This window comes from Campylobacter majalis, from assembly GCF_905120465.1.
Classification (GTDB): domain Bacteria; phylum Campylobacterota; class Campylobacteria; order Campylobacterales; family Campylobacteraceae; genus Campylobacter_A; species Campylobacter_A majalis.
In genome coordinates this window covers 51,505-72,755 of sequence record NZ_CAJHOF010000002.1, presented here as the reverse complement: position 1 = coordinate 72,755, position 21,251 = coordinate 51,505, and the positions used below count along the sequence as shown (strand labels likewise).

At 32.0% G+C, this 21,251-nt stretch carries 21 protein-coding genes; 5 read left to right on the top strand and 16 right to left on the bottom strand.

The annotated features are described in order from the left end of the window. Positions 1-2,232, top strand: coding sequence for a carbamoyltransferase HypF (hypF, locus tag LQU93_RS01440; RefSeq protein WP_229932108.1), 2,232 nt, complete (start codon positions 1-3; stop codon positions 2,230-2,232). Next, on the top strand, positions 2,222-2,644 hold the full coding sequence (gene nikR / locus LQU93_RS01435) for a nickel-responsive transcriptional regulator NikR (protein WP_229932107.1): 423 nt from the start codon (positions 2,222-2,224) through the stop codon (positions 2,642-2,644). The genes hypF and nikR overlap by 11 nt, the downstream gene beginning before the upstream one ends. A gap of 357 nt (positions 2,645-3,001) precedes the next feature. On the opposite strand, the gene LQU93_RS01430 is transcribed toward nikR, so the two are convergent. From LQU93_RS01430 to mltG, 3 genes are read right to left on the bottom strand one after another with little or no spacing between them, the layout of a single operon-like run. After that, positions 3,002-3,862: a lactate/malate family dehydrogenase gene (locus tag LQU93_RS01430; RefSeq protein ID WP_229932106.1), complete on the bottom strand. Its 861-nt coding sequence runs from the start codon at positions 3,860-3,862 to the stop codon at positions 3,002-3,004. Then, positions 3,859-5,985 carry an NADP-dependent isocitrate dehydrogenase gene (locus LQU93_RS01425; RefSeq protein ID WP_229932105.1) on the bottom strand — a complete coding sequence of 709 codons (2,127 nt, stop codon included), beginning with the start codon at positions 5,983-5,985 and terminating at the stop codon, positions 3,859-3,861. Before LQU93_RS01425 ends, LQU93_RS01430 begins: the two co-directional genes overlap by 4 nt. 10 nt (positions 5,986-5,995) lie before the next feature. Next, positions 5,996-6,937: an endolytic transglycosylase MltG gene (gene mltG / locus LQU93_RS01420; RefSeq protein ID WP_229932104.1), complete on the bottom strand. Its 942-nt coding sequence runs from the start codon at positions 6,935-6,937 to the stop codon at positions 5,996-5,998. Between mltG and LQU93_RS01415 the strand changes: the two genes are divergently transcribed. Continuing rightward, positions 6,879-9,446 (top strand): YhdP family protein, encoded by a 2,568-nt coding sequence (locus tag LQU93_RS01415; protein ID WP_229932103.1) that lies wholly within the window; start codon positions 6,879-6,881, stop codon positions 9,444-9,446. The genes mltG and LQU93_RS01415 overlap by 59 nt on opposite strands. 813 nt (positions 9,447-10,259) lie before the next feature. On the opposite strand, the gene argH is transcribed toward LQU93_RS01415, so the two are convergent. The 7 genes from argH to rpmH are packed head-to-tail and all read right to left on the bottom strand — an operon-like array spanning position 10,260 to position 16,357. Beyond that, a complete protein-coding gene (argH, locus tag LQU93_RS01410; protein WP_229932102.1) occupies positions 10,260-11,669 on the bottom strand; it encodes an argininosuccinate lyase in 1,410 nt (469 codons plus the stop codon). A gap of 6 nt (positions 11,670-11,675) precedes the next feature. After that, positions 11,676-13,013: a tRNA uridine-5-carboxymethylaminomethyl(34) synthesis GTPase MnmE gene (gene mnmE / locus LQU93_RS01405; protein WP_229932101.1), complete on the bottom strand. Its 1,338-nt coding sequence runs from the start codon at positions 13,011-13,013 to the stop codon at positions 11,676-11,678. After that, positions 12,994-13,995, bottom strand: a complete 1,002-nt coding sequence (locus tag LQU93_RS01400) for a Jag N-terminal domain-containing protein (RefSeq protein ID WP_229932100.1) — start codon at positions 13,993-13,995, stop codon at positions 12,994-12,996. Before LQU93_RS01400 ends, mnmE begins: the two co-directional genes overlap by 20 nt. Continuing rightward, positions 13,995-15,566 (bottom strand): membrane protein insertase YidC, encoded by a 1,572-nt coding sequence (yidC, locus tag LQU93_RS01395; protein ID WP_229932099.1) that lies wholly within the window; start codon positions 15,564-15,566, stop codon positions 13,995-13,997. The genes LQU93_RS01400 and yidC overlap by 1 nt, the downstream gene beginning before the upstream one ends. Further along, positions 15,559-15,906 (bottom strand): membrane protein insertion efficiency factor YidD, encoded by a 348-nt coding sequence (gene yidD, locus LQU93_RS01390; protein WP_418884055.1) that lies wholly within the window; start codon positions 15,904-15,906, stop codon positions 15,559-15,561. Before yidD ends, yidC begins: the two co-directional genes overlap by 8 nt. Beyond that, positions 15,894-16,184, bottom strand: coding sequence for a ribonuclease P protein component (locus tag LQU93_RS01385; protein WP_229932183.1), 291 nt, complete (start codon positions 16,182-16,184; stop codon positions 15,894-15,896). Before LQU93_RS01385 ends, yidD begins: the two co-directional genes overlap by 13 nt. Before the next feature lie 38 nt (positions 16,185-16,222). Continuing rightward, complete coding sequence (gene rpmH, locus LQU93_RS01380) at positions 16,223-16,357, bottom strand: 50S ribosomal protein L34 (RefSeq protein WP_229932097.1); 135 nt, start codon at positions 16,355-16,357, stop codon at positions 16,223-16,225. A 157-nt stretch (positions 16,358-16,514) separates the two neighbouring features. Between rpmH and LQU93_RS01375 the strand changes: the two genes are divergently transcribed. Both LQU93_RS01375 and LQU93_RS01370 read left to right on the top strand, forming a co-directional pair. Further along, positions 16,515-17,099 (top strand): uracil-DNA glycosylase family protein, encoded by a 585-nt coding sequence (locus LQU93_RS01375; protein ID WP_229932096.1) that lies wholly within the window; start codon positions 16,515-16,517, stop codon positions 17,097-17,099. Further along, positions 17,096-18,274: a hypothetical protein gene (locus LQU93_RS01370; protein WP_229932095.1), complete on the top strand. Its 1,179-nt coding sequence runs from the start codon at positions 17,096-17,098 to the stop codon at positions 18,272-18,274. Before LQU93_RS01375 ends, LQU93_RS01370 begins: the two co-directional genes overlap by 4 nt. On the opposite strand, the gene LQU93_RS01365 is transcribed toward LQU93_RS01370, so the two are convergent. From LQU93_RS01365 to LQU93_RS01340, 6 genes are all read right to left on the bottom strand, one after another. Further along, complete coding sequence (locus tag LQU93_RS01365; RefSeq protein WP_229932094.1) at positions 18,258-18,656, bottom strand: YbgC/FadM family acyl-CoA thioesterase; 399 nt, start codon at positions 18,654-18,656, stop codon at positions 18,258-18,260. The two genes, LQU93_RS01370 and LQU93_RS01365, sit on opposite strands and share 17 nt — an antisense overlap. Beyond that, complete coding sequence (locus tag LQU93_RS01360; RefSeq protein ID WP_229932093.1) at positions 18,643-19,167, bottom strand: threonine/serine exporter family protein; 525 nt, start codon at positions 19,165-19,167, stop codon at positions 18,643-18,645. Before LQU93_RS01360 ends, LQU93_RS01365 begins: the two co-directional genes overlap by 14 nt. After that, the gene (locus LQU93_RS01355) at positions 19,160-19,936 is read right to left on the bottom strand and encodes a threonine/serine exporter family protein (protein ID WP_229932092.1); all 777 of its coding nucleotides are present in this window, start codon (positions 19,934-19,936) and stop codon (positions 19,160-19,162) included. The genes LQU93_RS01360 and LQU93_RS01355 overlap by 8 nt, the downstream gene beginning before the upstream one ends. Positions 19,937-19,999: 63 nt before the next feature. Further along, a complete protein-coding gene (locus LQU93_RS01350) occupies positions 20,000-20,314 on the bottom strand; it encodes a DMT family transporter (protein WP_229932091.1) in 315 nt (104 codons plus the stop codon). Further along, positions 20,311-20,718 carry a DMT family transporter gene (locus LQU93_RS01345; protein WP_229932090.1) on the bottom strand — a complete coding sequence of 136 codons (408 nt, stop codon included), beginning with the start codon at positions 20,716-20,718 and terminating at the stop codon, positions 20,311-20,313. Before LQU93_RS01345 ends, LQU93_RS01350 begins: the two co-directional genes overlap by 4 nt. Continuing rightward, entirely contained in the window at positions 20,715-21,185 is a 471-nt protein-coding gene (locus tag LQU93_RS01340; protein WP_229932089.1) for a DUF4149 domain-containing protein, read from the bottom strand. Before LQU93_RS01340 ends, LQU93_RS01345 begins: the two co-directional genes overlap by 4 nt. Between the last annotated feature and the right edge of the window lie 66 nt (positions 21,186-21,251).

The following is a 21,251-nucleotide window of genomic DNA, read 5'->3' as shown; positions in this document are numbered from 1 at the left end:
ATGAAACAGGGCGTAAGATATGAAATTTCTGGACTTGTTCAAGGTGTTGGATTTCGCCCATTTATATATACTTTAGCAAAGAAATTTAATCTAAATGGCGAAGTGTATAATGATGATAGTGGCGTTAAGCTAAAAATTTGGGCCAATCAAAATGATATAAAAGCGTTTGAAAAAGCACTGTTTAACGAGCTTCCGCAACTTGCTAGGATTGATGAGATTATAAAGCAAGATTGTGATGATAAATTTAATGATTTTAGCATCATTGAATCAAAAAGCGATAAGAAATTTGCTCCGATTTTGCCTGATTTTGCACTATGCCATGAGTGCGAACAAGAGTATAACGATCCAAACAACACACGCTATAAATATCCATTTATAAACTGCACAAATTGCGGCCCTAGATTTTCAATCATAAAAGCACTACCATATGATCGCATAAATACCACGATGAATAAATTTAACATGTGCAAAACATGCCATGATGAATACACAAACCCACTTGATCACAGGTATCACGCACAGCCGATTTCTTGCCCTGATTGCGGTCCAACAATGTCGCTAAAAACAAAAAATGCAGAAATTTTATCCATAAAAAATGATGCAATCAAACAAGCTGCCAAACTAATAAATGATGGCAAAATTTTAGCCGTTAAAGGTCTTGGTGGATATCATTTAATATGTAAAGCAACATGCGAACAAACAGTATCAACACTAAGAGAACGCAAACAAAGACCACATAAGCCATTTGCTATAATGTGTCGTGACATATCACAAGCAAAAACCATAGCAAATATAAATAAACACGAAGAGCAACTCATAAAATCAAATTTAAAACCAATCGTGTTATTGCAAGCCAAAGCACAAAGCCAAATCGCCAAAAACGTAGCACCAAATCTTGATAAGCTTGGCATTATGCTGCCCTTTAGTGGCATACATTTAGCTTTATTTGAGTATTTAGACTGTGCCATCATTGCAACAAGTGCAAATATATCCGCAGAACCAGTAATATATGATGAAATTTCACTTAAAAATCACTTAAACGATGTCATAGATTACTATTTAGATCACGATCGAGATATTTATAGTCCAAGTGATGATAGTATAGCATATGTTATAAACGACAAGCACTATTTTGTCAGGACTTCACGCGGACTTCATCCATATTTTATCCATACAAAATACAAAAAACAAGCCACGATTTTAGCACTTGGTGCGGAGCTAAAAAATCAATTTGCTATCTATCATAATTCTCTTATAATGATAAGCCCATATATTGGGGACCTAAAAAATGTAGCAACTTTTGATAGATTTAAGAGTGTTTTAAAACTTTTTGTTGATACTTATGAATTAAAATTTGACTACGCTATAGCCGACATGCATCCATATTTTTTAAATACAAAATACGCACAAGAGCTAGGGCTAAACATCATAAAAGCACAACACCATCAAGCTCATTTGCTTAGTGTTATTTTTGAAAATAATCTTAGTATCGAAAAAGAGTATGTTGGCTTTGCTTTTGATGGGACAGGATACGGTCTAGATGGCAATATATGGGGCGGAGAGATTCTTAAAATCAAAGGGCGTGAGATAAAAAGGCTATATAAATTTGATGAAATTTTATTAATTGGTGGCGAAAATAGCATAAAAAACATATCGCAAATAGCACTTAGTGTAATATTAAAATATGATTTAATCAAAGAAGCCAACTGGTTTTTGCAAAATTTTGACAAAATAAAGCTTAAAAATTTAACAAAGCTACACTTTGCGGCTAAAAATTGTGTAAAAACAAGCTCAATTGGACGGATATTTGACGCATTTGCCGCTGTTATTTTAAGAAAATATAGTATAAGCTATGAAGCACAAAGTGGCATGGAGCTAGAAGCACTATATGATGAAAGCTTAGATGTAGCTTATGAGCTTGAAATATGTAATGGGATAATAGGATACAAAAAAGCATTTATAAACGCATTAAAAGATAAACCAAAAGTAGCAGCAACTGCATTTATAAATGGCTTAGCAAACGTGATTTTAGCCATAGCAAAAGAGCAAAAAAGTGAAATTTTGCTATCTGGTGGTGTGTTTTTAAATCAACAACTAACAAAAAGGCTTCATTTTATTTTAAAACAAAATGATATAAAATATTACGAAAATATAAAATTTGGTGCAAATGACTCAAATATATGCATAGGTCAGCTACAATACGCACTAATTGGAGAAGAGCATGAACGATAAAAATGACATAATAAGATTTAGCGTATCGCTACCACAGTCTTTATTAGTGGAACTAGATGCTAAAGTTGATGGCAAAAGCTACGCTTCAAGAAGCGAATACATAAGAGATCTAATCCGCCAAAAAATGATACAAGATAATTGGGAAGATGACAGTATAGAGCTAGTTGGAGTTTTAACCATAATCTACACACATCATCACAGCGACCTAGTGCTTCGTATGCTTGACTTGCAGCACGATGCCGAAATAGATATCGTATGCACCACACATGTGCATTTAGATCACCATAATTGTTTAGAAACGTTGGTATTAAAGGGTGAGGCTCGTAAAATCATAGCTTTTAGCGACTCTATGGCTGGATTAAAAGGCGTAAAACACTGCGAATTAACAAAAACAGCAATAACGCATTCATAAAACAAATAAGGCTTAAATTTAAACAAAAAGAAATTTGAGCCTTGCCTACAATAACCGCATTTATCCAATGAAAGAACTTTAAAGTCAAAATATTTTTATAAAATTTTAATTATAAATTCAAATATCTAAGCATAACAAACATATTTAAAACAAATAATAAACAATAATTAATTTAACTTTAATGAGATTTTTAGTTTCACTACTTGAAAAAACCATTATTGATTTTAATAATTTTCCTAAAAACCAAGCAAAGCATATTTTAATAACATACACAAACTTTGCCGTTTGCTTTAAAATGGCTTGTATTAATTTTAATTGGTTTTACTAAACTAAATTTTCAAGCCAAACACGCAAAAATTACAAAATTTCACTTAAAAATTTAATATTTTTTATGATATTTTGTTTGCTTTGCTCTGAGATTTCATCACTTTTTTTAATCTCTTGTGCACCGTTTTTGCCAATTATAGCTCTAACGCCTATAGCCAAATCTTTACCTATTGCCAAACAAACACTTTGTTTTATTTTGCTATCATTCTTAATGGCTTCACATATTTTTACTACACCAGCTGCCGGTGCATAATATGCTGACGTTCCAAGCAATGCCACTATACTCGCCCCACCCTTTCTAGCAAGCATCTGTATCTTTTCAAAATCATCTATATTACAGCCATTTTTAACAATAGTCATCTCATCATTGTGAGCACCAATTACATACGAAGTCAGGTTTGAAATTTTAACATTTGCATGTTTATTTAATTCAAACTTAAGCCTTGCTGTATCAAGCTCTCCAGCCATGCCTATTACACGCGAAGAGTTAAAACCACTACAATTAAATGCAACATACGTCATCTCATCTAATGGATTTGTAACTACTATAATAATTGCACTTGGTGCGTGTTTTACGATATGAATTGTGCTTTGTTTAACAACTTTTGCATTTTTTAAAAGCAAATCCTGCCTACTCTCACCCTGCTTTCTTGGACTACCAGCTGTAATAACCACGATATCGCTATTTTGCAAAAGCTCATAATCATCGCCACCAACAACAAAAATATCACTATTAAAAACAATATTTGCCTGTGTTATATCCATTGCCTTTGCCTTTGCCACATCAGCATAAATATCAAGCAAAACTATCTCATCACACACATTTCTCATAGCTAGTGCATATGCGATACTAGCCCCTACGTTTCCGGCTCCAATTATACTTATTTTCATGCATTATCCACTATTTGATTTAAAATTTTACTAGGTCTCATGATATTTTGTAGTTTTTTATCATCTAAATAATACCAGCCACCAAAATCCACTCCAACACCTTGAACTTTACTAAACTCCATTAAAATTTCATCTTTTTGTTTTTCAAATTTTGCTAAAATTTCATCATATTTACTTGATAATTCGCTATCTTTTAAAGCTCTAAGCCAGTAAAGTATAAGCCAAAAATGACTACCTCTAGTATCAAGCGCACCTACTTGAACTTGTGGTGATTTATTGTTATTTAAATACTCGCTTATTGCCAAATCTAGCGTTGTAGCTAGAATTTTTGCTTCTGGTGTTTTAATAAGCTCAAGTGAAGCATTTAATGCTAAAAACTCACCTAAGCTATCCCAAATCATATGGTTTTGCGTTTGTAATTCGCGACTTAGCATTGGCGCAGTGCCTCCAGCTCCAGTTTCTAGCATTACTCCGCCATTTAGTAGTGGCACTACTGATAGCATCTTTGCACTTGTTCCTAGTTCTAATATCGGAAATAGATCTGTTAAGTAATCCCTTAAAACATTTCCACTCACACTTATCACGTCCTTACCAGCTCGTATAAGTTGTAGTGTTTTTTCACACGCTTTTTCTGGACTTAAAATTTCATACCAAACACCATCAAGCCCATCTTTTACAAGTTTTATCATCTGTCTATCAACAGCCCTATTTTCATCTAGCCAAACTATCATATCATGACTTGTGCTTTTAGCTCTACTTTTAGCCAAATCTATCCAGTTTGAAATCGCTTCAGCCCTAGTTAAACACATACGAAATATGTCGCCTTTGCTTACATTAAATTTAAATACAAGCCCATCATCACTTAAAACAACTATCTCTCCGTCATCTGGTGCTATAAAGCTTTTATCATGGCTTCCATACTCTTGTGCCTTTTTAGCCATCAATCCCACATTGCTAACGCTTCCAAGGGTTGTAACATTAAGCATACCATTATTTTTAAAATCACTCAAAACAGCTTGATAAACCCCAGCATAACTCCTATCAGGTATCACAGCAACACACTCACGCCAAATACCATCTGTGCTTTTTAATTTGCCAGAATTTCTTAAAAGTTGCGGCATAGAAGCATCTATAATAACATCACTTGATACGTGAAAATTGCTAGTGTCTTTATCTAACATATACACGCCATCAAGCATATTTTTAAACTCATAAATTATCTTATTGCCATTTTCTTTATCGCCAAGCGTTGTAAATAGCTCTTTTAGCCCATTTTCTGGCTTAAAATAACGCAAATCATCACTATATTTTATGAAAATTTCATCAAAATATGTCCTTAAGCAGTGTCCAAATATAATAGGATCGCTTACTTTCATCATGGATGCTTTTAGGTGCAAACTAAAAACCAAGCCATCTCTTTTTGCTTTTTTTATCTCGTCTTTATAAAATTTAATAAGCTCACCCACTTGCATATAACTAGCATCTATTACATCGCCCTTTTTTACGTCTATATCGTCTTTAAAAATTGTTTTTTTGCCATTTTTATCCACAAACTCAATACGCAAAATTTCATCTTTTGATGCAATTTTAGCCATCTCATTTGCATAAAAGTCCCCACAGCTCATACAAGCTATTCGTGTTTTACTATCACGTTCCCACTCGCCCATATAGTGCGGATGAGCTTTAGCATACTCTTTAACAGCTCTTGTGCTTCTTCTGTCAGAATTTCCATCTCTTAACACTGGATTTACAGCACTTCCTAAAACTTTTTTATACTTTTCAAGCACAATTTTATCATTGTCATTTTTTATTTCATCTGGATAATCTGGCAAATCATACCCAGCATTTTGTAGCTCTTTAATAGCTGATTTTAGCTGTGAAATTGTAGCTGATATATTTGGCAATTTTATAATATTTGCATTTGGATTTTTAATAATATTGCTTAAAATTTCAAGCTCATCGTCTGCCATATTAAATACGGACAAAATTCTACCAGCAAGACTTATATCAAGCACTTTTAATCTAATATCTGCTTTTTTTAGCATCATATCCAACATTGCACGTAATGAAACACTTGCAATATATGGGCTTTCGTCGGTTTTTGTCCATATTATTTCATTCATATTTTTCCTTTTATTTCATGTTTGCATTATGTTCGCTCAGTGTTTTACTAAAACGATGCTTTTTTGTTTTTCTATCTAGCACAAAATACAAATAATCGCTCTTTGCTGGATTTATGGCTGCTTTTATAGCGTCAATAGACACGGCACATATCGGAGCTGGTGGCAAAGCATCAATTTTATAAGTGTTATATTCGCTATCATCTTGGCGTATTCGTTGTGCTGTAATTTTTTCGTGCGAATATATGCCATAATTTAACGTGCCGTCCATTTGTAATTTCATTCTTTTTTCAAGCCTGTTGTATATCACAGATGATACAAGCGGCATTTCATCGATACTTGCTGCTTCCTTTTGTATGATTGAAGCAATTACTAAAATCTTTTCCCAACGCCTTTGATTGTATTCACCATAAACCTTTTTACTAAGGTTTTGATGCACATTTGTAGCAATTTGCATAAGATGACGCACTAAATGATGTTCGCTCATTCCTAATGGAATTTTGTATGTATCTGGCACCAAAAAACCATCCTTAATAGGACTAAGCTCATAATAGTATTTAAGCAAAATTTCATGATTTAGCTCATAATCTTTTGCTACTTGGCGTAAAAATACCTCCGCTGTTTCACCAGGCACAAGAGTTATCTCGCCCATGGCGGCTTTTGCCGTAGTTAATCTCTTTAAAAAATCAAGTCTAGAAAGCTTTGTTTGACGCATATCTATCCAACCTGATTGAATATGTCCATATGCTCTAACGACAAAATTATCAATTATGCTTAATTTAAAATTCCTATCGCTTAAATATGCTATAATCTCGCTCACGCTTCCTTTTGGGATATATACAACCCTACTTGTATCGATAGGTCGCGATAGATAAAACAGCAACGATAGGGAAAAAATGAGAATAATATCAAAAAGCACTAAAATAATAGGGGTAATTTTTACATTTTTTATCATATTTATACTCTCTATTGGTTTGGCTCTAAGTCGTGGCATCGATATCGATGAGCTTACTTTTGGCAATATAAATTTAAAACAATTATATATAAAACTAGATAAAAAAATTATTTTAAAAGCAGATAAAATTGCAATATCGTTGCAAAACGATGAAAATTTTAATGACAATTCCGCAAAGGAGTTTTTAAAATTAAGCAATTATATGTATTTTATAGATAAAATTTTTCATGAAATTTTAATAAAAGACTTACAAATCGCAAACAATAACATACAAATTTTATACAAAAACAACAAAATTTTTATAAATAGTGAATACTTTTTAGCTGATTTAAATATAGAAGATGAGCTAGACAACAAGACTGATTTAATCACAATCAATAAAATGCAGTTTAAAGACTTTGCTGTAAATTTACAAGGCAAATTAAGTACAAATTTAAAAGATAAAAAATTCGCTTTTTCAGGCTCATTTGATAGTTATGAACTAAACGGCAAGATTGATTTTGTGCTTAAAAAAGAGATAATTAAATATAAAATATATGATGTGAGTGCTTATTCACTAGGACATTTTATGGTCGGTCTTGATGAAAAAATCGGACTAAATAAAGAGATAAAAAACTGGATTTATGGCTATATCGTGGCTGATGAATATCATGTAAATGAAATAAACGGCAAGATTAACCTAAAAACAAATGACTTTTTTTTAAAGGATCTAAATGCGAGTGCTCAAGCTAAAAATCTAGAAGTTATGCTAGATAAAAGCCTACAACCCATAAAAGTAGAAGATGCAAATATAACTTTGGCAAACGAAACTTTAAATTTTAAACTTCACAATCCAACCTATGTCAATAAAAAATTAGACGGCTCTAGTCTATACATCAGAGATATTTTTGCTCTAGATGAAAATCCAGGAATAAACATAAACATCATAACAAACTCAATCTACGACAAACATATAAATGCGATATTAAAAGCATATGGCATTGATGTGCCTATCACGCAAACAGCTGGAGAGATGAACGCAAGGCTAAATTTAGACATTGATTTTAACACGCTTAATGTCATTGCAAATGGAAAATTTACAACAAAAAACGCCAAATTAAAAATTGCAAATGCCGATTTTAAGTCCAAAAATGCCGAAATTTTGCTAAACAACACAAATGAAATGATTATAAACGCACTTGATTTTGGCATGGATTTTTTTAACTCTGATGCAAATGCAATATTTGATCTAAAAAATAAAAAGGCAACCATCAAAGGTGTGCTTAAAAGCTTTAATCTAAACACTCAAAAACTTGGCATACTAAACCTAAATAGTCAAAATTTTAACTCTACTTTGGACTTTAGCGGTGATGATACAGTGCTTGATTTTCATACGCTTGATTTATCGCTTGTTTTTGGTAAAAAAAATCAAATCACCATGCACAATCCAACACGCTTTGTGCCAAACTCAGAGCTTTTATCATCACTTAATATATCAGCCGCTGATAAAATTTCAATTAACACAGATGATTTTAATGAGTATGAAATTTTTGCACAAAATATCATATTTAATCTGCCACTACAATCAAAAAATGGCAAAAAATATGAAAAAGACAGCTTTTACATAAAAGTAAAAGATGACAAGATAAGTGGCACAAGCACTAGTGAAAAAATCAAATTTAGTACCAAAAATAACGACGTAAAAATCGACGTAAAAGATATCGATATAACTGTAAATTTAGATCAAGATAGCAATAATGAAAATGGTGAGTTTATAGCACGTGCAACAAACTCAAACATCATCTTTACCGATATTAATCGCACACTAAAGCTTCCAAATTACGAAGTATTAATTGCTCCAAAGCAGATAAAATTTGGCTCAAATACTGATGGCGGAAGGATAAATTTTAGTAAAATTGATAAGCACATAAATCTAGAAGTGCGCGATATAAGCGGAGAGTATATAAATCAATTTTTAAATAAACAAAGCTTTAGTGGCGGAAAATTTAAGGCAAAAGTTGTAGGATTGGTTGATAATTTTAAAGGCGAAGTTCGCTTTTATGATACATATTTTACAGACTATACTTTTTATCAAAAACTACTTAGTTTTATTGATTCTATACCAACTCTTCTTTCCTTGAAAACACCAGATTTTAATAGCAACGGCTTTACAGCAAAAAATGGCAAAATATTATTTGAAAAAAATAAAAATGTGCTTAAATTTATAGCGATTAAGATATCAGGTAGCAGTGCTGACATACTAGGAAGTGGAGAAATAGATATAAAAACCGGAGAGATTAACATCAACTTAGAGCTTGAATTTTTAAAAGAAGCTAGTGGTATCATCTCAAACATACCACTTATAAATCAGATAATTTTAGGCAAGGATCGCACATTTTCAACACTCATTAAAATTCGTGGCACAATGAGTGAGCCAAAATACGAAACTCAAGTCCTACAAGATACGCTTTTGGCTCCATTTAAGATTATAAGAAATGTTTTACAAGTGCCATTTTTAATATTTGATTAAATTTTAAAATTAAACCTTAAAATTTTGCTATCTAGCACAGATGGTAAGGATCATGATTGACTTTATTTACAGCTATTAATAACAAAGCACCCTCATCACAAATTACTATTTTAAAATTGAAATTTATAAAATAACTAAATTTATAAAACTTAATGAAAGTTAAATTTGCCAAAAATGTTACTAATAACAGTGTAGAGTTAAATATTAATAAATTAGTAGATACTTGGCATTGTAGGATAATAAAGGCAAAAATAAATTTACATTAGACAAATATATAAATAGCATTGATATTTTTACCCTGCTTTATTTAGCTTACAAAAACCTATCTAGTCATTGCTTTACTTGGATACCATCGCCCTTTGGGTTTGGGATATTTTAAACAAACATCACTTTGCGGTAGTGCTTTGGTTGCTACCGTCGCCCTTTATGGCTTGAGAAGTTTTTAAGTTTTACTAAATGCAGAATAGTTAAATTTAGATAGTAAAGCAAATTTCTTATTTCATTTAGAAGAGTTTTAAATTAGATAACAAAAAGATGAAAATTTAATTTATAATATGCCTTTAAATTACTTAAAAAAGTGGGTTGGATTTTTATTTTTGTGACTAAAACTAAGCAAAACTTACTCGTCACTTTTTTCACGCTCACAATAACATCACACTATAAAACATTCACTAGCTCTACAAGACATCATTACACTTAAAATTTTCACAGCCATAAACACTGCGGTTTATTTTTTGATATGCATAGTCGCGTTTATTACTACAAGTAAAATTTATAGCTAGTTTGAATGTTTAGCCAACTTGCTAAGAGTTTTTATCCTTGTTTTTTAAAATAGCCTTTTGTTATTTCTAGCCACTCATTCATCTGTTTAATCTGGAGTTTTACACTCTCGTTTGCTGTGCCACCAAGTGAGCTTCTAGCCTCTTTTGAAGCATTTAGATCCAGAAATTTCATAGCATTTTCATCTAAATTTTCATCAATTTGTTTAAGTTGATTTGCATTTAATTGGCTTAAATCTAGATTTAAATTCTCAGCAAATGCCACCGCCTTTCCAGTAATAAAATGAGCTATTCTAAATGGAATATTTTTCTCACGTACTAAATAATCAGCCAAATCAGTTGCACTTAAATGCCCTTTTTTAGTAGCATTTAACATATTTTTGGTGTTAAATTTAATCTCTTTTGTCATCTCGTTTAGTATAACAATCGAAGCTAAGGCTGTATTTGCGCTATCAAACACCCCTTCTTTGTCTTCTTGCATGTCTTTATTGTAAGCTAATGGCAAACCCTTCATTGTCGTTAAAAGTGCAATCAAATTGCCATTAACCCTACCAGTTTTACCGCGTATCAACTCTGCTACATCTGGATTTTTCTTTTGTGGCATTATAGAACTTCCAGTTGAGTATGTATCGCTTATTGTAATAAAGCCAAATTCTTGAGAACTCCACAATATAAGCTCCTCGCACAAACGCGAAGTATGCATCATCAATACAGAGATATTAAATAAAATCTCAAGTGCAAAATCACGATCGCTCACGCTATCCATAGCATTTTGTGTAACTCCAGCAAATCCAAGCTCACGTGCTACAAACTCACGATCGATACGATGAGGTGTGCCAGCAAGTGCGGCTGAACCAAGCGGACTAAGGTTGTTTCTCTCATAGCTACTTATAAGTCTTTCGCAATCACGCTTAAACATAAAAGCATATGCCATTAAATGATATGCCAAACTCACAGGCTGAGCGTGTTGCAAGTGTGTATATCCAGGCATCAATGTGTCAATATGCTCTTTTGAAATTTCAACCAATGTATCAATAAAATCACAAATTTTAGTAAAAATTTCCCTATTTTGTTTTAAAACATATAGTCTAAAATCAAGTGCAACCTGATCGTTTCTGGATCTAGCTGTATGCAATCTACCACCAAGTTCTTTACCTATAATCTCACTTAAGCGCTTTTCAACACTCATATGTATATCTTCATCTTCGGTTTTAAATTCATACTTTTTGCTTTTTATTTCTGACAAAACTACATCAAGCCCAGTAATTATATTATCAGCATCATCTTTGCTAATTATGCCCTTAACGCCTAGCATTTTTGCGTGAGCTTTACTACCAGCTATATCTTGTTCATATAAATTTTTGTCAAATCCAATTGAAGCGTTAAATTCTTCTAAAAGTTTGCTACTATCACTCTCAAATCTACCAGACCACATCTTTTTCATCACTACCTACTTTCCTAAGCAAAAACTACTAAACATCTCATCAAGCACCTCTGAATACTCAAGCGGTCTAGTCATGCTTGCTATACATTTTATTGCTACATTTATCTCATATGCAAACAGTTCAAGCTCGCTCTCACTTAATATCTGACTTGCCCTTTTTAAGGCATCACTTGCAGTTTTACATGCTGTGATTTGCGATGTCTGGCTTAGCATAAGTTCGCTACTGTCTTGCGTATTTAAATACTCATTTATAGCATTTGTCACACTCTCAAGACTGTTTTTTGTTGAAATTTTTAAAGGATTTGTTAAGTTTTTGTCAAATTTTGTTTGCAAATCGCTTTTATTTAAAATATAAAAAATCTTCTTATCGCTCTTTGATAAAATTTCTAATATCCTATCGTCTTGTTTATCTGATTCTTGCGAAACATCAAAAACCGCAAGTATAATATCTGCCTCATCTACTGCTTTTAACGAATGAGCTATGCCTATCTCTTCAACTTTACCAGCACCATTTCTAATACCAGCAGTATCAATTATCCTAACCAAATGAGTGCCTATTTTTAAGCTTTCTTCAACCCTATCTCTTGTTGTTCCAGCCTCATTTGAGACAATAGCTCTTTCATAGTTTAACAAAGCATTTAGCATAGAGCTTTTTCCAACATTTGGCTTACCAATAATTGCTATCTTAAATCCGTCTATTAAACCACGACGACGCTCAGAAATACTTACAATATTATCTAATTTTTTTATGTTATCTTTTAACATATTTTGTATTTGAGCCAATAAATCATCTGGCAAATCATCATCTGCGTAATCAATACTAGTTTCCACATAAGCCAGCGTCCTTACAAGCCCTGCTCTCATATCATCAGCATACTTTTCAAGCTCACCACGCATCTGACGTGCTAAAATTTTAGCCGCACTTTCGCTTTTTGAGTTTATAAGTGAGCTTATAGCATTTGCTTTGCTTAAGTCTAGCTTATTATTCAAAAACGCTCTTTTGCTAAATTCTCCCGGATTGGCCACTCTAGCACCTGCCTTAACCAGTTCATTTAGTATCATATCACAAACCACAATTCCACCATGGGTTTGAAATTCTACAATATCCTCACCAGTAAAACTTGCAGGGGATTTAAAATATATCATCACCGCTTCATCAATAAACTCACCATCAAGCGAATAAACACCACCAAATGTAGCGTGACGTGGAGTTAAACTATCTTTTTTTGTAAGTTTTAGTGCAATTTTTAAAGCATCATCACCACTAACCCTAACAATGCTAACTGAGCCTATACCATGAGCTGTGGCAATAGCCACTATTGTATCATTTTTTAAAAAACTCATTTACTACTACAAACTTCTCATTACCATTTGATTTAATACCAACATATTTATCTGGAAATTTCTCACGAAGTTTTGCAAGTGCAATTTTAACTAATACACCATCTAGTGGTTTTGTTTGAGCCTTTCCATTTTGCTCAACACGCTCAATAACCCCTTGAAGGTATTGCTCCATCGTATTTTCTTGATTTTTTAAAAACTCAGCAATTTCTAGTCTAACAGATAAATTATATTTTGAGTTAAGCCAATTATGCAATAAGTATGAAATAGCCTTATATCTATAACCCTCTTTGCCTATTAAAAGTGCAGCATCTTCTCCATCAAATTCTATCAAAACACAATCATCACTATATTTACTAACTTCGATTTTGTTTATACTAAAGCTGCTAACTTTAAACAGTTTAACTAAATCAGATCTGATAATAGGTAAAATTTCATCAAAATTTATAACAACCTTTTGCTCTTGTTTTTTTTGCTTTTCATCCATTTTAACCGGTGTGTCTGCATTAAAATTTTCAATAATTGATGTATCAAGTATGGTCTTGCTATCAATTTTTTTTATCACAACTTCATCTGTCTTTTTTATGATATACTCTGTCGCTTTTGTCTCATCTTTTTCGACAAATGGATCATTTATGCTATTTTGTTTTTTAATTTCATCAGTATGTGATTTTGGTTCATTATGCTTTTTATTTCTACGTTTTTCGCGTTTTTTTTCATTTTTATGTTGTTTTTCAGGGTTGCGTTCTTGTTTTTCGCTAAGATTTTTTTCTTGTTTATTTTTTTCACGTTTTTCGGTTTTTTCTACATTTTGGGTGGCTAAAGTCTCAAGCGTTGCATCAATAATAGCATTTTGTTTAAAAAAACCCAAAAAACCAGAACGTGGATGCTGTATAACCTTAATATCAAGCTCTGTAACAGAGCACTTTAACTTCTCTGCTGCTTTTTGAAAAGCTTCTTGTAGCGTTGGTGCTTCTATACGCATTATACTTTTGCCTCCGCATTTTTGTTTTTTTGTTTTTCAAATAGCTTATTGACAAAAATTTGTTGAATCACAGAACACACATTATTAACAAACCAGTAAAGCGTCAAACCAGCTGGGAATGTTACAAAGAAAAATGTAAAGATTAATGGCAAAAACTTCATAATCTTTTCTTGCATAGGATCAGTAAATGTCGTAGGAGTAAGCTTTTGTTGTAAAAACATCGTAGCCCCCATTAATATCGGAAGAACAAAAAATGGATCCATTGCAGAAAGATCATTAATCCATAAAATCCATTCTGCCCCTTTAAGCTCAATAGCATTTAACAAAACACGATAAATTGCAAAAAATATTGGAATTTGAAGCAATATCGGCAAACAGCCACCCATTGGATTTGCGTTGTGTTTCTTGTATAGCTCCATCATGTGAGTATTTAGCTTTTGTGGATCACCCTTATATTTTGTTTGCAACTCTTTCATTTTTGGAGCTAATTCTTTTAGTTTATTCATAGAGAGCATACCCTTATAAGTAAGTGGGAAAAGCACAACTCTAATTATAATAGTAAGAGCCACTATAGCCCATCCCCAGTTGCCTATATAGTTATGTAAAAAATCTAAAAATTTAAACATAGGCTTAGCGATAAAAGTAAACCAACCATATTCAACAACATCACTTAAACGCTCATCGATTGATTTTAAAACGCTATTTGTTTTTGGTCCTATGTATCCAGAAGCGTTAAAATTTTGACTTCCTTTTATAAAAATCAATGCATTTTTTGCGTCATCAACACTCATAACAACATTAAATGTTTTGTCAAATGCATATAATAAACTAGTATAGTATCTATCTGAAGCAGCAGCTACATTTATGTCGTTATATTTCTCATTTGCATCTACATCACCATCTTCTAAGACGCTAAGTTTATTGTCGACATGCCTAAGCAAAGCACCATGCACAGTATATGCATCTATAGCAACACTTGGTCTAAGTCCTGTAGTTATAAAATAATCAGCATCATTGCTAACATTTATACTTATATCATACTTTCCACTTTTGTAAAATGTAATTTTTTTAGTTACAATTACATCATTTAACTTTTGTGTCAATGTCACAACCTGTGATTCAGAAGTGACATCAATCTCACTCTTATCAGCAACAAACGGTGTCACGAAAGATAACTGATTTAACGAATTATCACTAAATCTAATTTCTAGCGGTTTTAAGCTATCAGTTACAAGTTGCGTTCTCGTATCATCTTCTAATTTATATTTATTCTCATTTAGGTAAAATTTACTAATTCTTCCAAGTTCGTCAATATTTGCTTCAAATTTATCAGATTTTATTATCACTAAGGTTTTGTTTGTAGTTATAGGAGCATTTGATATACTTTGACTTTCTGTATTAGTCGGCACTTGAGTTGTATGTGTATTATTTGATATTTGTTTTGCAGACAGTGTTGCATTTTGTTCATTTTTTGGCAATTTAGATATATAAAAATACTCGTAAGCTATAAAAAAAGCAAACGATATTAAAGTAGCTATAAGTACTCTTTTTTGAGTTGATAGTTTATCCATTTTTTGTATCCTTGTAATTTTTTATGACATAAAATTTTCCATTTTTAACTGGAACAAACCAAAAATCTATATCTTGTATAAAATGTTTATTTAAAAAGTAAGCAGAGTGGAAATTTTTACGTATAATAGGGTAATCAATACCGCCTTTAAAAAGCTGATTGCATCTTAGTATCCGCATAAATACAGCAATCATAGCAAGAAAAACGCTATTTGTTTTAAATTGCCAAATAGCATACTCAGAGCAACTAGGATAATAACGACATGAATTTGGCAAAAGTTTTGAAATATAATTTTGGTAAAATTTTATGAAAGTAAGTAAAATATCTCTCACCTTAAACATCCCAATTTTTTCATTGACCACTTTAAGCTCTTTAGTATATTTACAAAAGAGAAATTGTCCAAACCACCCTTAGCTATCATTACATATGTACCTTGTGACACCAAACCATCCCTTGCAATACTCACAAAAGCTGATTTAAGAAGTCTTTTTGACTTATTTCTAACGACAGCCTTACCTACCTTTTTGCTTGCAACTACTGCTATTTTATTTTCTTGCGAAGGTTTATAAAAAAGCACACAAACATCAGAGTGCCATTTTTTAGCCTCTTTATAAACCAGAGAGAATTCCTTTGAGTCTTTTAACGACTCAAAGCCAATTAGACTGCCAATCTTTTTCTACCTTTAGCACGTCTAGCACTTAGTACTTTGCGACCATTTTTTGTTTTCATTCTTACACGAAAGCCGTGAGTCCTTTTTTTGGGAGTATTATGAGGCTGATAAGTCCTTTTCATGAAAATCCTTAAATTTAATATAAAAGCGTGATTTTATCAAAGCAATACTTAAAAAGCTTTGAAAATAATTTCAGTCTAAAATGTATGAAATTTTAATTTTAAGTGTAGTTTTGTATAATTATAAAAACATTAACAAAATTAAAAATACACAAACAAAATGAAAGAACAAATAAGACAAAGGCTACTTTTTTTAAAAACAATCGGATTTAATTACGTCTGCGATAGCGATATCTATTTAAAAAATAAAGCAAATTTTAACAATCTTGCATCATTAAATTTACAAATAAAATCATGTGCCTTATGCAACCTAAAAAACATATCAACAAATATCAAAATAGGAACTGGCTCAACACAAAATCCAATAATCATAGTATCTTTTTTGCCAAATAACAATAACTTTAATGATATAATTGAAATTTTATCAAAAAAATATGCTAATTTTTACTTAACAAGCGTTATAAAATGTAATGCAAGCACAGCAAACATGGAGCATACAGCACAATGTAAGCCATATTTGCTAGACGAAATTGATATGCTTAAGCCAAAATTTATAATAACGCTTGGAGCAAGATGCTTAAAAAGCTTAATTTCTAATATTAATTTTGATGATGTTAGAGGTAATTTTTTAAAATATAAAAATTTTAGTATAATGCCAATTTATTCATTTGAAAAAATATCTAAAAATCCAAGTTTAAAACAAGTGTTTTTAAGTGATTTAGATAGGTTAAAGGAGAGATTGTGAGATTAATTTTAGTTTTATTTTGTATTTTTTTATTTGCATTTACTAAAGAACAAACACTATCACCGATTAAACCAGCAACCGTGTATTATATGGATTTAGAACCGGATTTATGCAATGAAATCTGTTTAAGTGAATTATTAAAAAAGGATATGATTGTTAGCTTTTTGGCTAGGTTTAATTTTAGCTATATTAAAAATTTAAACTTAATCAAAGAGTATAAAAAATATTATCATGATAAAGAAAATTTTTATGCTAATAACGCTCATGCAATAGCTGTAATAATGCCTGAAAAAATTATAAAATCATACACAAATATTATAACAAATACCTTAATAGCTTATTTAAGCCAATTAAATTCAAATATTAAAATTATTTTTATAAAAAGTGGAGATGAAAGTGAAATATCAATAAATAAAGCCCTAATAAAAGCAAGAGAGATTGGCATTTCAAGTATCATAGCCGTCCTAACACAAGATGGCACAAAAGTAATTTCAACACTAATAAATGAAAATGAAGTTGTATATATACCAACAATAAACGCCAAACTAGCCAATACAAATAAACAAAATTTAATTTTTGGCGGAGTTGATTATGAAGCTCAAATAAAAGCTCTGCTAAGTTTTAGCAATGATAAAATTTCAGCATTTAGTGATGGCAGCAATGTCGCAAGATGGTTAAATAATCACATAAAAAACGAACAAAACAATACATATGAAATAACAATATCACAAAAACAAACTGAGATAAACTCATACTTATCAAAAGCAAATAAACTAAACAACTCAAGCATATTTTTAAACATACCGCCAATTAAAGCTTCACTTGTTGTTACTCAGTTTAAGATGCATGAAATACAGCCGTATGGATTATTTTCTACTCAGATAAATTTTGATACAAAAATTTTATCGCTCATAAAAAACAGCGACCGAAAAAACCTATACATCGCAAACTCAATCAATATGCAAAATCAAAACCTAATCGCAAAAAACTCGATATTAAACATAAATATCAACACAAATTGGCTAGCATATGCTTGTAGTATAGGAATTGATTATTTATTGGAGCAAAGCTCTCAAAAAACACTAAATTTAAACGCAACAACAAACGAAAATCAAATTATGCACGATGTTAAAATTTACAAAGCAGACAACTACGCTTTTAAGCTTGTGCCTTAAAAAATAACGATATGTCTTTTGGAATTTTACTAATTTTTAAATAGCTCATGCATACGCAAGTTACTTCGCAACTAAACACAAGATCGTTGCACTCATTACCATTAATATCGGCTATTTTATATATCTCATGAAGCAATGTAACATTTGTGCGTTTTAGTCCAACTACGCTTGTTTTTACATCCAAAATATCACCGAGTTTTGCTGATTTTAGAAATTTTGCATTTAATGACGATACAACAAACTGACACTCATTGCTAAATGCCCAAATCCCAGCATCAAAAAACATCTCACTTCTTGCTCTTTCGCAAAATTTTATATAATTTGCGTGATAAACTATCCCCTGTGCGTCACTATCTTCATAATACACCCTAATCTTCATCATCTACCCTTAGTCTAAATTTTCTAGCACCCCTTGTGCTCATAAGTGCTTGTTCATAAAACAACAAAAGAGTAATTGACACGCCAACTCCAAGGGCTAATGAAACAGAAAGCGTGATTAAGGCGTTGTCTAAAAATTGTATTAAATAATATGATTTCATATCCACATGCTCATGTCTTGAAAATAAAACCAATGCAAGTATGCTTTTGTAAGCATATATGCCAGGCACCATAGGAAGCAATGCTGGAAATGCTATGACTTCAGCTGGAACTTTTAGGCGTTTTGCAAAAGCCATACCAAGCACCCCTATTAAAAAAGATGCCAAAAGCGTAGCCACAGATATACCAAGCAAATCGGTTTTAGTAAGCATAAATCTAAACGAATGTCCAACGGCTGCCAAAAATGCTGTTAAAAATAGCGTTTTTCTAGGTGGAGAGCTTACATAAGCAAAGCCAAGTCCAGCCACGGCAGCAAAAATCGCATCCAAAAATGTAGCAAGTAAAATTTCAGACATTTAAAAGCCCTATATTTGAAAATGAAAGCGTGATATAAACACCAGCCGCCATGCAAATAATAAGCAAAAATGCACTTATGCCACGACTTATGCCAACCAAAACATTTTCGTTTAACACATCAAGCACTGCATTTATAAGCCTAACTCCAGGCACCATATAAAGCACACTTGAGCCTATTGTCGCATCTGGAGTTAATGAAAAACCAAAATAAACGCCAAGGTAAGCTATAAAAGACGATATAAATGCCACAATTATATATTGTATTTTGATATCAATTGTATTTTTTGCAAGATATAATCTAAGCAAAAAACCAAAAAATGTCGCAACCAATACAGCCAAAACTCCGCCAAAATCACCACCAAACAGCCGACAAAACGAAGCACTAGCAACGCTCATAAGAAGAAGCGATTTAATGTGAGAATTTAAAGTGATTTGGCATATTTGATTATAAATTTGAACTGTTTTGCTAAACTCATATCGCTCGTCTTTTACATGCCAACTAAGAGCACTAAGCTCAGAAATATGAGTAAAACTGATAGGCGAAAAAGGGATATTTTCAACATAAGTTCTATGATTTGAGTGATCATTTCTATCTACAACAGATATACTAAAATGCTTAGTAAAAGCGGTCAGGCTAACATTATAACCATAAGCTTTTGCTACACGACACACACAACGATTTACCCTAGCTGTGTATGTGCCAATACTTAACATTTTAGCAGTATAAGCGACCAAGAACTCGCTAAATTCATCTATATTTGGATTCATTATCTTGTCTAATTTGAAATTTTAAACCATATTTTAGCAATTACTATGTTAAAAATGGCTAATTTACGATAAAAACTTAAGCCCTACACTACACGCTATAATTATCGTTATAAAAAATATTTTTTTAGCATTTTTACTCTCGTTATAAAATAAAATTCCAACCATCACGCCACCACTAGCCCCAATACCAGTCCATATCGCATACGCAATACCCATAGATATCTCACGCATAGCATAGCTTAAAAGCGAAAAACTAAACATAAAAAGCACAGCAATAAAAAGTAAAAATTTCTTTTTGCCAGTTAGAGCTAAATTTTTCATCATTATTACGCCAAATATCTCAAATAAACCGGCAGCAAAAAGTGCCATCCAGCTCATTTTGCCCCCTGTATTATCTCATCTTGTAGCTCGTCTAAACCAAGATCTTTTGAGATATTTTTCACTATTTTTTCGTCATTTTGTTTGCTTGAAAATTTTAACCCAATCACACTAAGCATAAGCAAAGCAATCAGCGACACTTTAATAACAGAAAATGGCTCGCCAAACAAAATCATCTCATTAAGCACAACACCACTAGCCCCAATGCCTACAAAAACTGCATATACAACACTTACTTCTAGATTTTTACAAGCCATAATCATCGCCGAAAACGAAAACAACACACCAACACCAGTAAGCGCGTAAGTAGCCAAAGTGTCGGCGTGTTTTAGCCCAGTAACCCAAAATACTTCAACAACTCCACCCAAAATAACAAGCAACCAAGCAAAATTTAGCTTGCTCATCTTTTTTCTTTGTAACCTTGCATAAAAAATAGCAAAATTTGCGAAACAATCATAAGTTTCATCACATACTCACTAGCTTTATGCATAGCATCAAACTCGGCATTTCCTATCGTTGCACTCTCGCCTTGTGCTTGAGCTGATAGTATAAAATCCGTAAAATAATAGACAAAAGCAATTGTTAAAGTAAGGTTAATCAATGCTAAAAATATGCTTGAAATTTTAATATGCAAACAAAAATCTTTTTTTATATGAAAAAGCTCATACAAAATCGCCCAAACAGCGACAAAAAGCAGTGCATAGTTGCATTTTATAAAAATTTGACTCATCAAAATGCCACTTTGAAAGTGCGTCAAAACGCCCTCGCCTATAAGCGATGATGGGTAAAATATCACAGGTGCGACAAACATCCCAAGTGCTAGTTCAATCCCCACAAGCGACGCTAGTAAAAATAGATAAATACTTCTCATTTTGCTCCTTTAAATTTATTAATCCGCAAAAAGCTTTGCTTAATTAGTTTTTGTGCTAAATTTATC

What these genes read in the sequence shown, in the direction of transcription:
- hypF (WP_229932108.1), top strand. Translation starts at nt 1, where the DNA reads ATGAAACAGGGCGTAAGATATGAAATTTCTGGACTTGTTCAAGGTGTT.
- nikR (WP_229932107.1), top strand. Translation starts at nt 2,222, where the DNA reads ATGAACGATAAAAATGACATAATAAGATTTAGCGTATCGCTACCACAG.
- LQU93_RS01430 (WP_229932106.1), bottom strand. Translation starts at nt 3,862, where the DNA reads ATGAAAATAAGTATAATTGGAGCCGGAAACGTAGGGGCTAGTATCGCA.
- LQU93_RS01425 (WP_229932105.1), bottom strand. Translation starts at nt 5,985, where the DNA reads ATGAATGAAATAATATGGACAAAAACCGACGAAAGCCCATATATTGCA.
- LQU93_RS01415 (WP_229932103.1), top strand. Translation starts at nt 6,879, where the DNA reads ATGAGAATAATATCAAAAAGCACTAAAATAATAGGGGTAATTTTTACA.
- mltG (WP_229932104.1), bottom strand. Translation starts at nt 6,937, where the DNA reads ATGATAAAAAATGTAAAAATTACCCCTATTATTTTAGTGCTTTTTGAT.
- argH (WP_229932102.1), bottom strand. Translation starts at nt 11,669, where the DNA reads ATGAAAAAGATGTGGTCTGGTAGATTTGAGAGTGATAGTAGCAAACTT.
- mnmE (WP_229932101.1), bottom strand. Translation starts at nt 13,013, where the DNA reads ATGAGTTTTTTAAAAAATGATACAATAGTGGCTATTGCCACAGCTCAT.
- LQU93_RS01400 (WP_229932100.1), bottom strand. Translation starts at nt 13,995, where the DNA reads ATGCGTATAGAAGCACCAACGCTACAAGAAGCTTTTCAAAAAGCAGCA.
- yidC (WP_229932099.1), bottom strand. Translation starts at nt 15,566, where the DNA reads ATGGATAAACTATCAACTCAAAAAAGAGTACTTATAGCTACTTTAATA.
- yidD (WP_418884055.1), bottom strand. Translation starts at nt 15,906, where the DNA reads ATGTTTAAGGTGAGAGATATTTTACTTACTTTCATAAAATTTTACCAA.
- rpmH (WP_229932097.1), bottom strand. Translation starts at nt 16,357, where the DNA reads ATGAAAAGGACTTATCAGCCTCATAATACTCCCAAAAAAAGGACTCAC.
- LQU93_RS01375 (WP_229932096.1), top strand. Translation starts at nt 16,515, where the DNA reads ATGAAAGAACAAATAAGACAAAGGCTACTTTTTTTAAAAACAATCGGA.
- LQU93_RS01365 (WP_229932094.1), bottom strand. Translation starts at nt 18,656, where the DNA reads ATGATGAAGATTAGGGTGTATTATGAAGATAGTGACGCACAGGGGATA.
- LQU93_RS01360 (WP_229932093.1), bottom strand. Translation starts at nt 19,167, where the DNA reads ATGTCTGAAATTTTACTTGCTACATTTTTGGATGCGATTTTTGCTGCC.
- LQU93_RS01355 (WP_229932092.1), bottom strand. Translation starts at nt 19,936, where the DNA reads ATGAATCCAAATATAGATGAATTTAGCGAGTTCTTGGTCGCTTATACT.
- LQU93_RS01350 (WP_229932091.1), bottom strand. Translation starts at nt 20,314, where the DNA reads ATGAGCTGGATGGCACTTTTTGCTGCCGGTTTATTTGAGATATTTGGC.
- LQU93_RS01345 (WP_229932090.1), bottom strand. Translation starts at nt 20,718, where the DNA reads ATGAGCAAGCTAAATTTTGCTTGGTTGCTTGTTATTTTGGGTGGAGTT.
- LQU93_RS01340 (WP_229932089.1), bottom strand. Translation starts at nt 21,185, where the DNA reads ATGAGAAGTATTTATCTATTTTTACTAGCGTCGCTTGTGGGGATTGAA.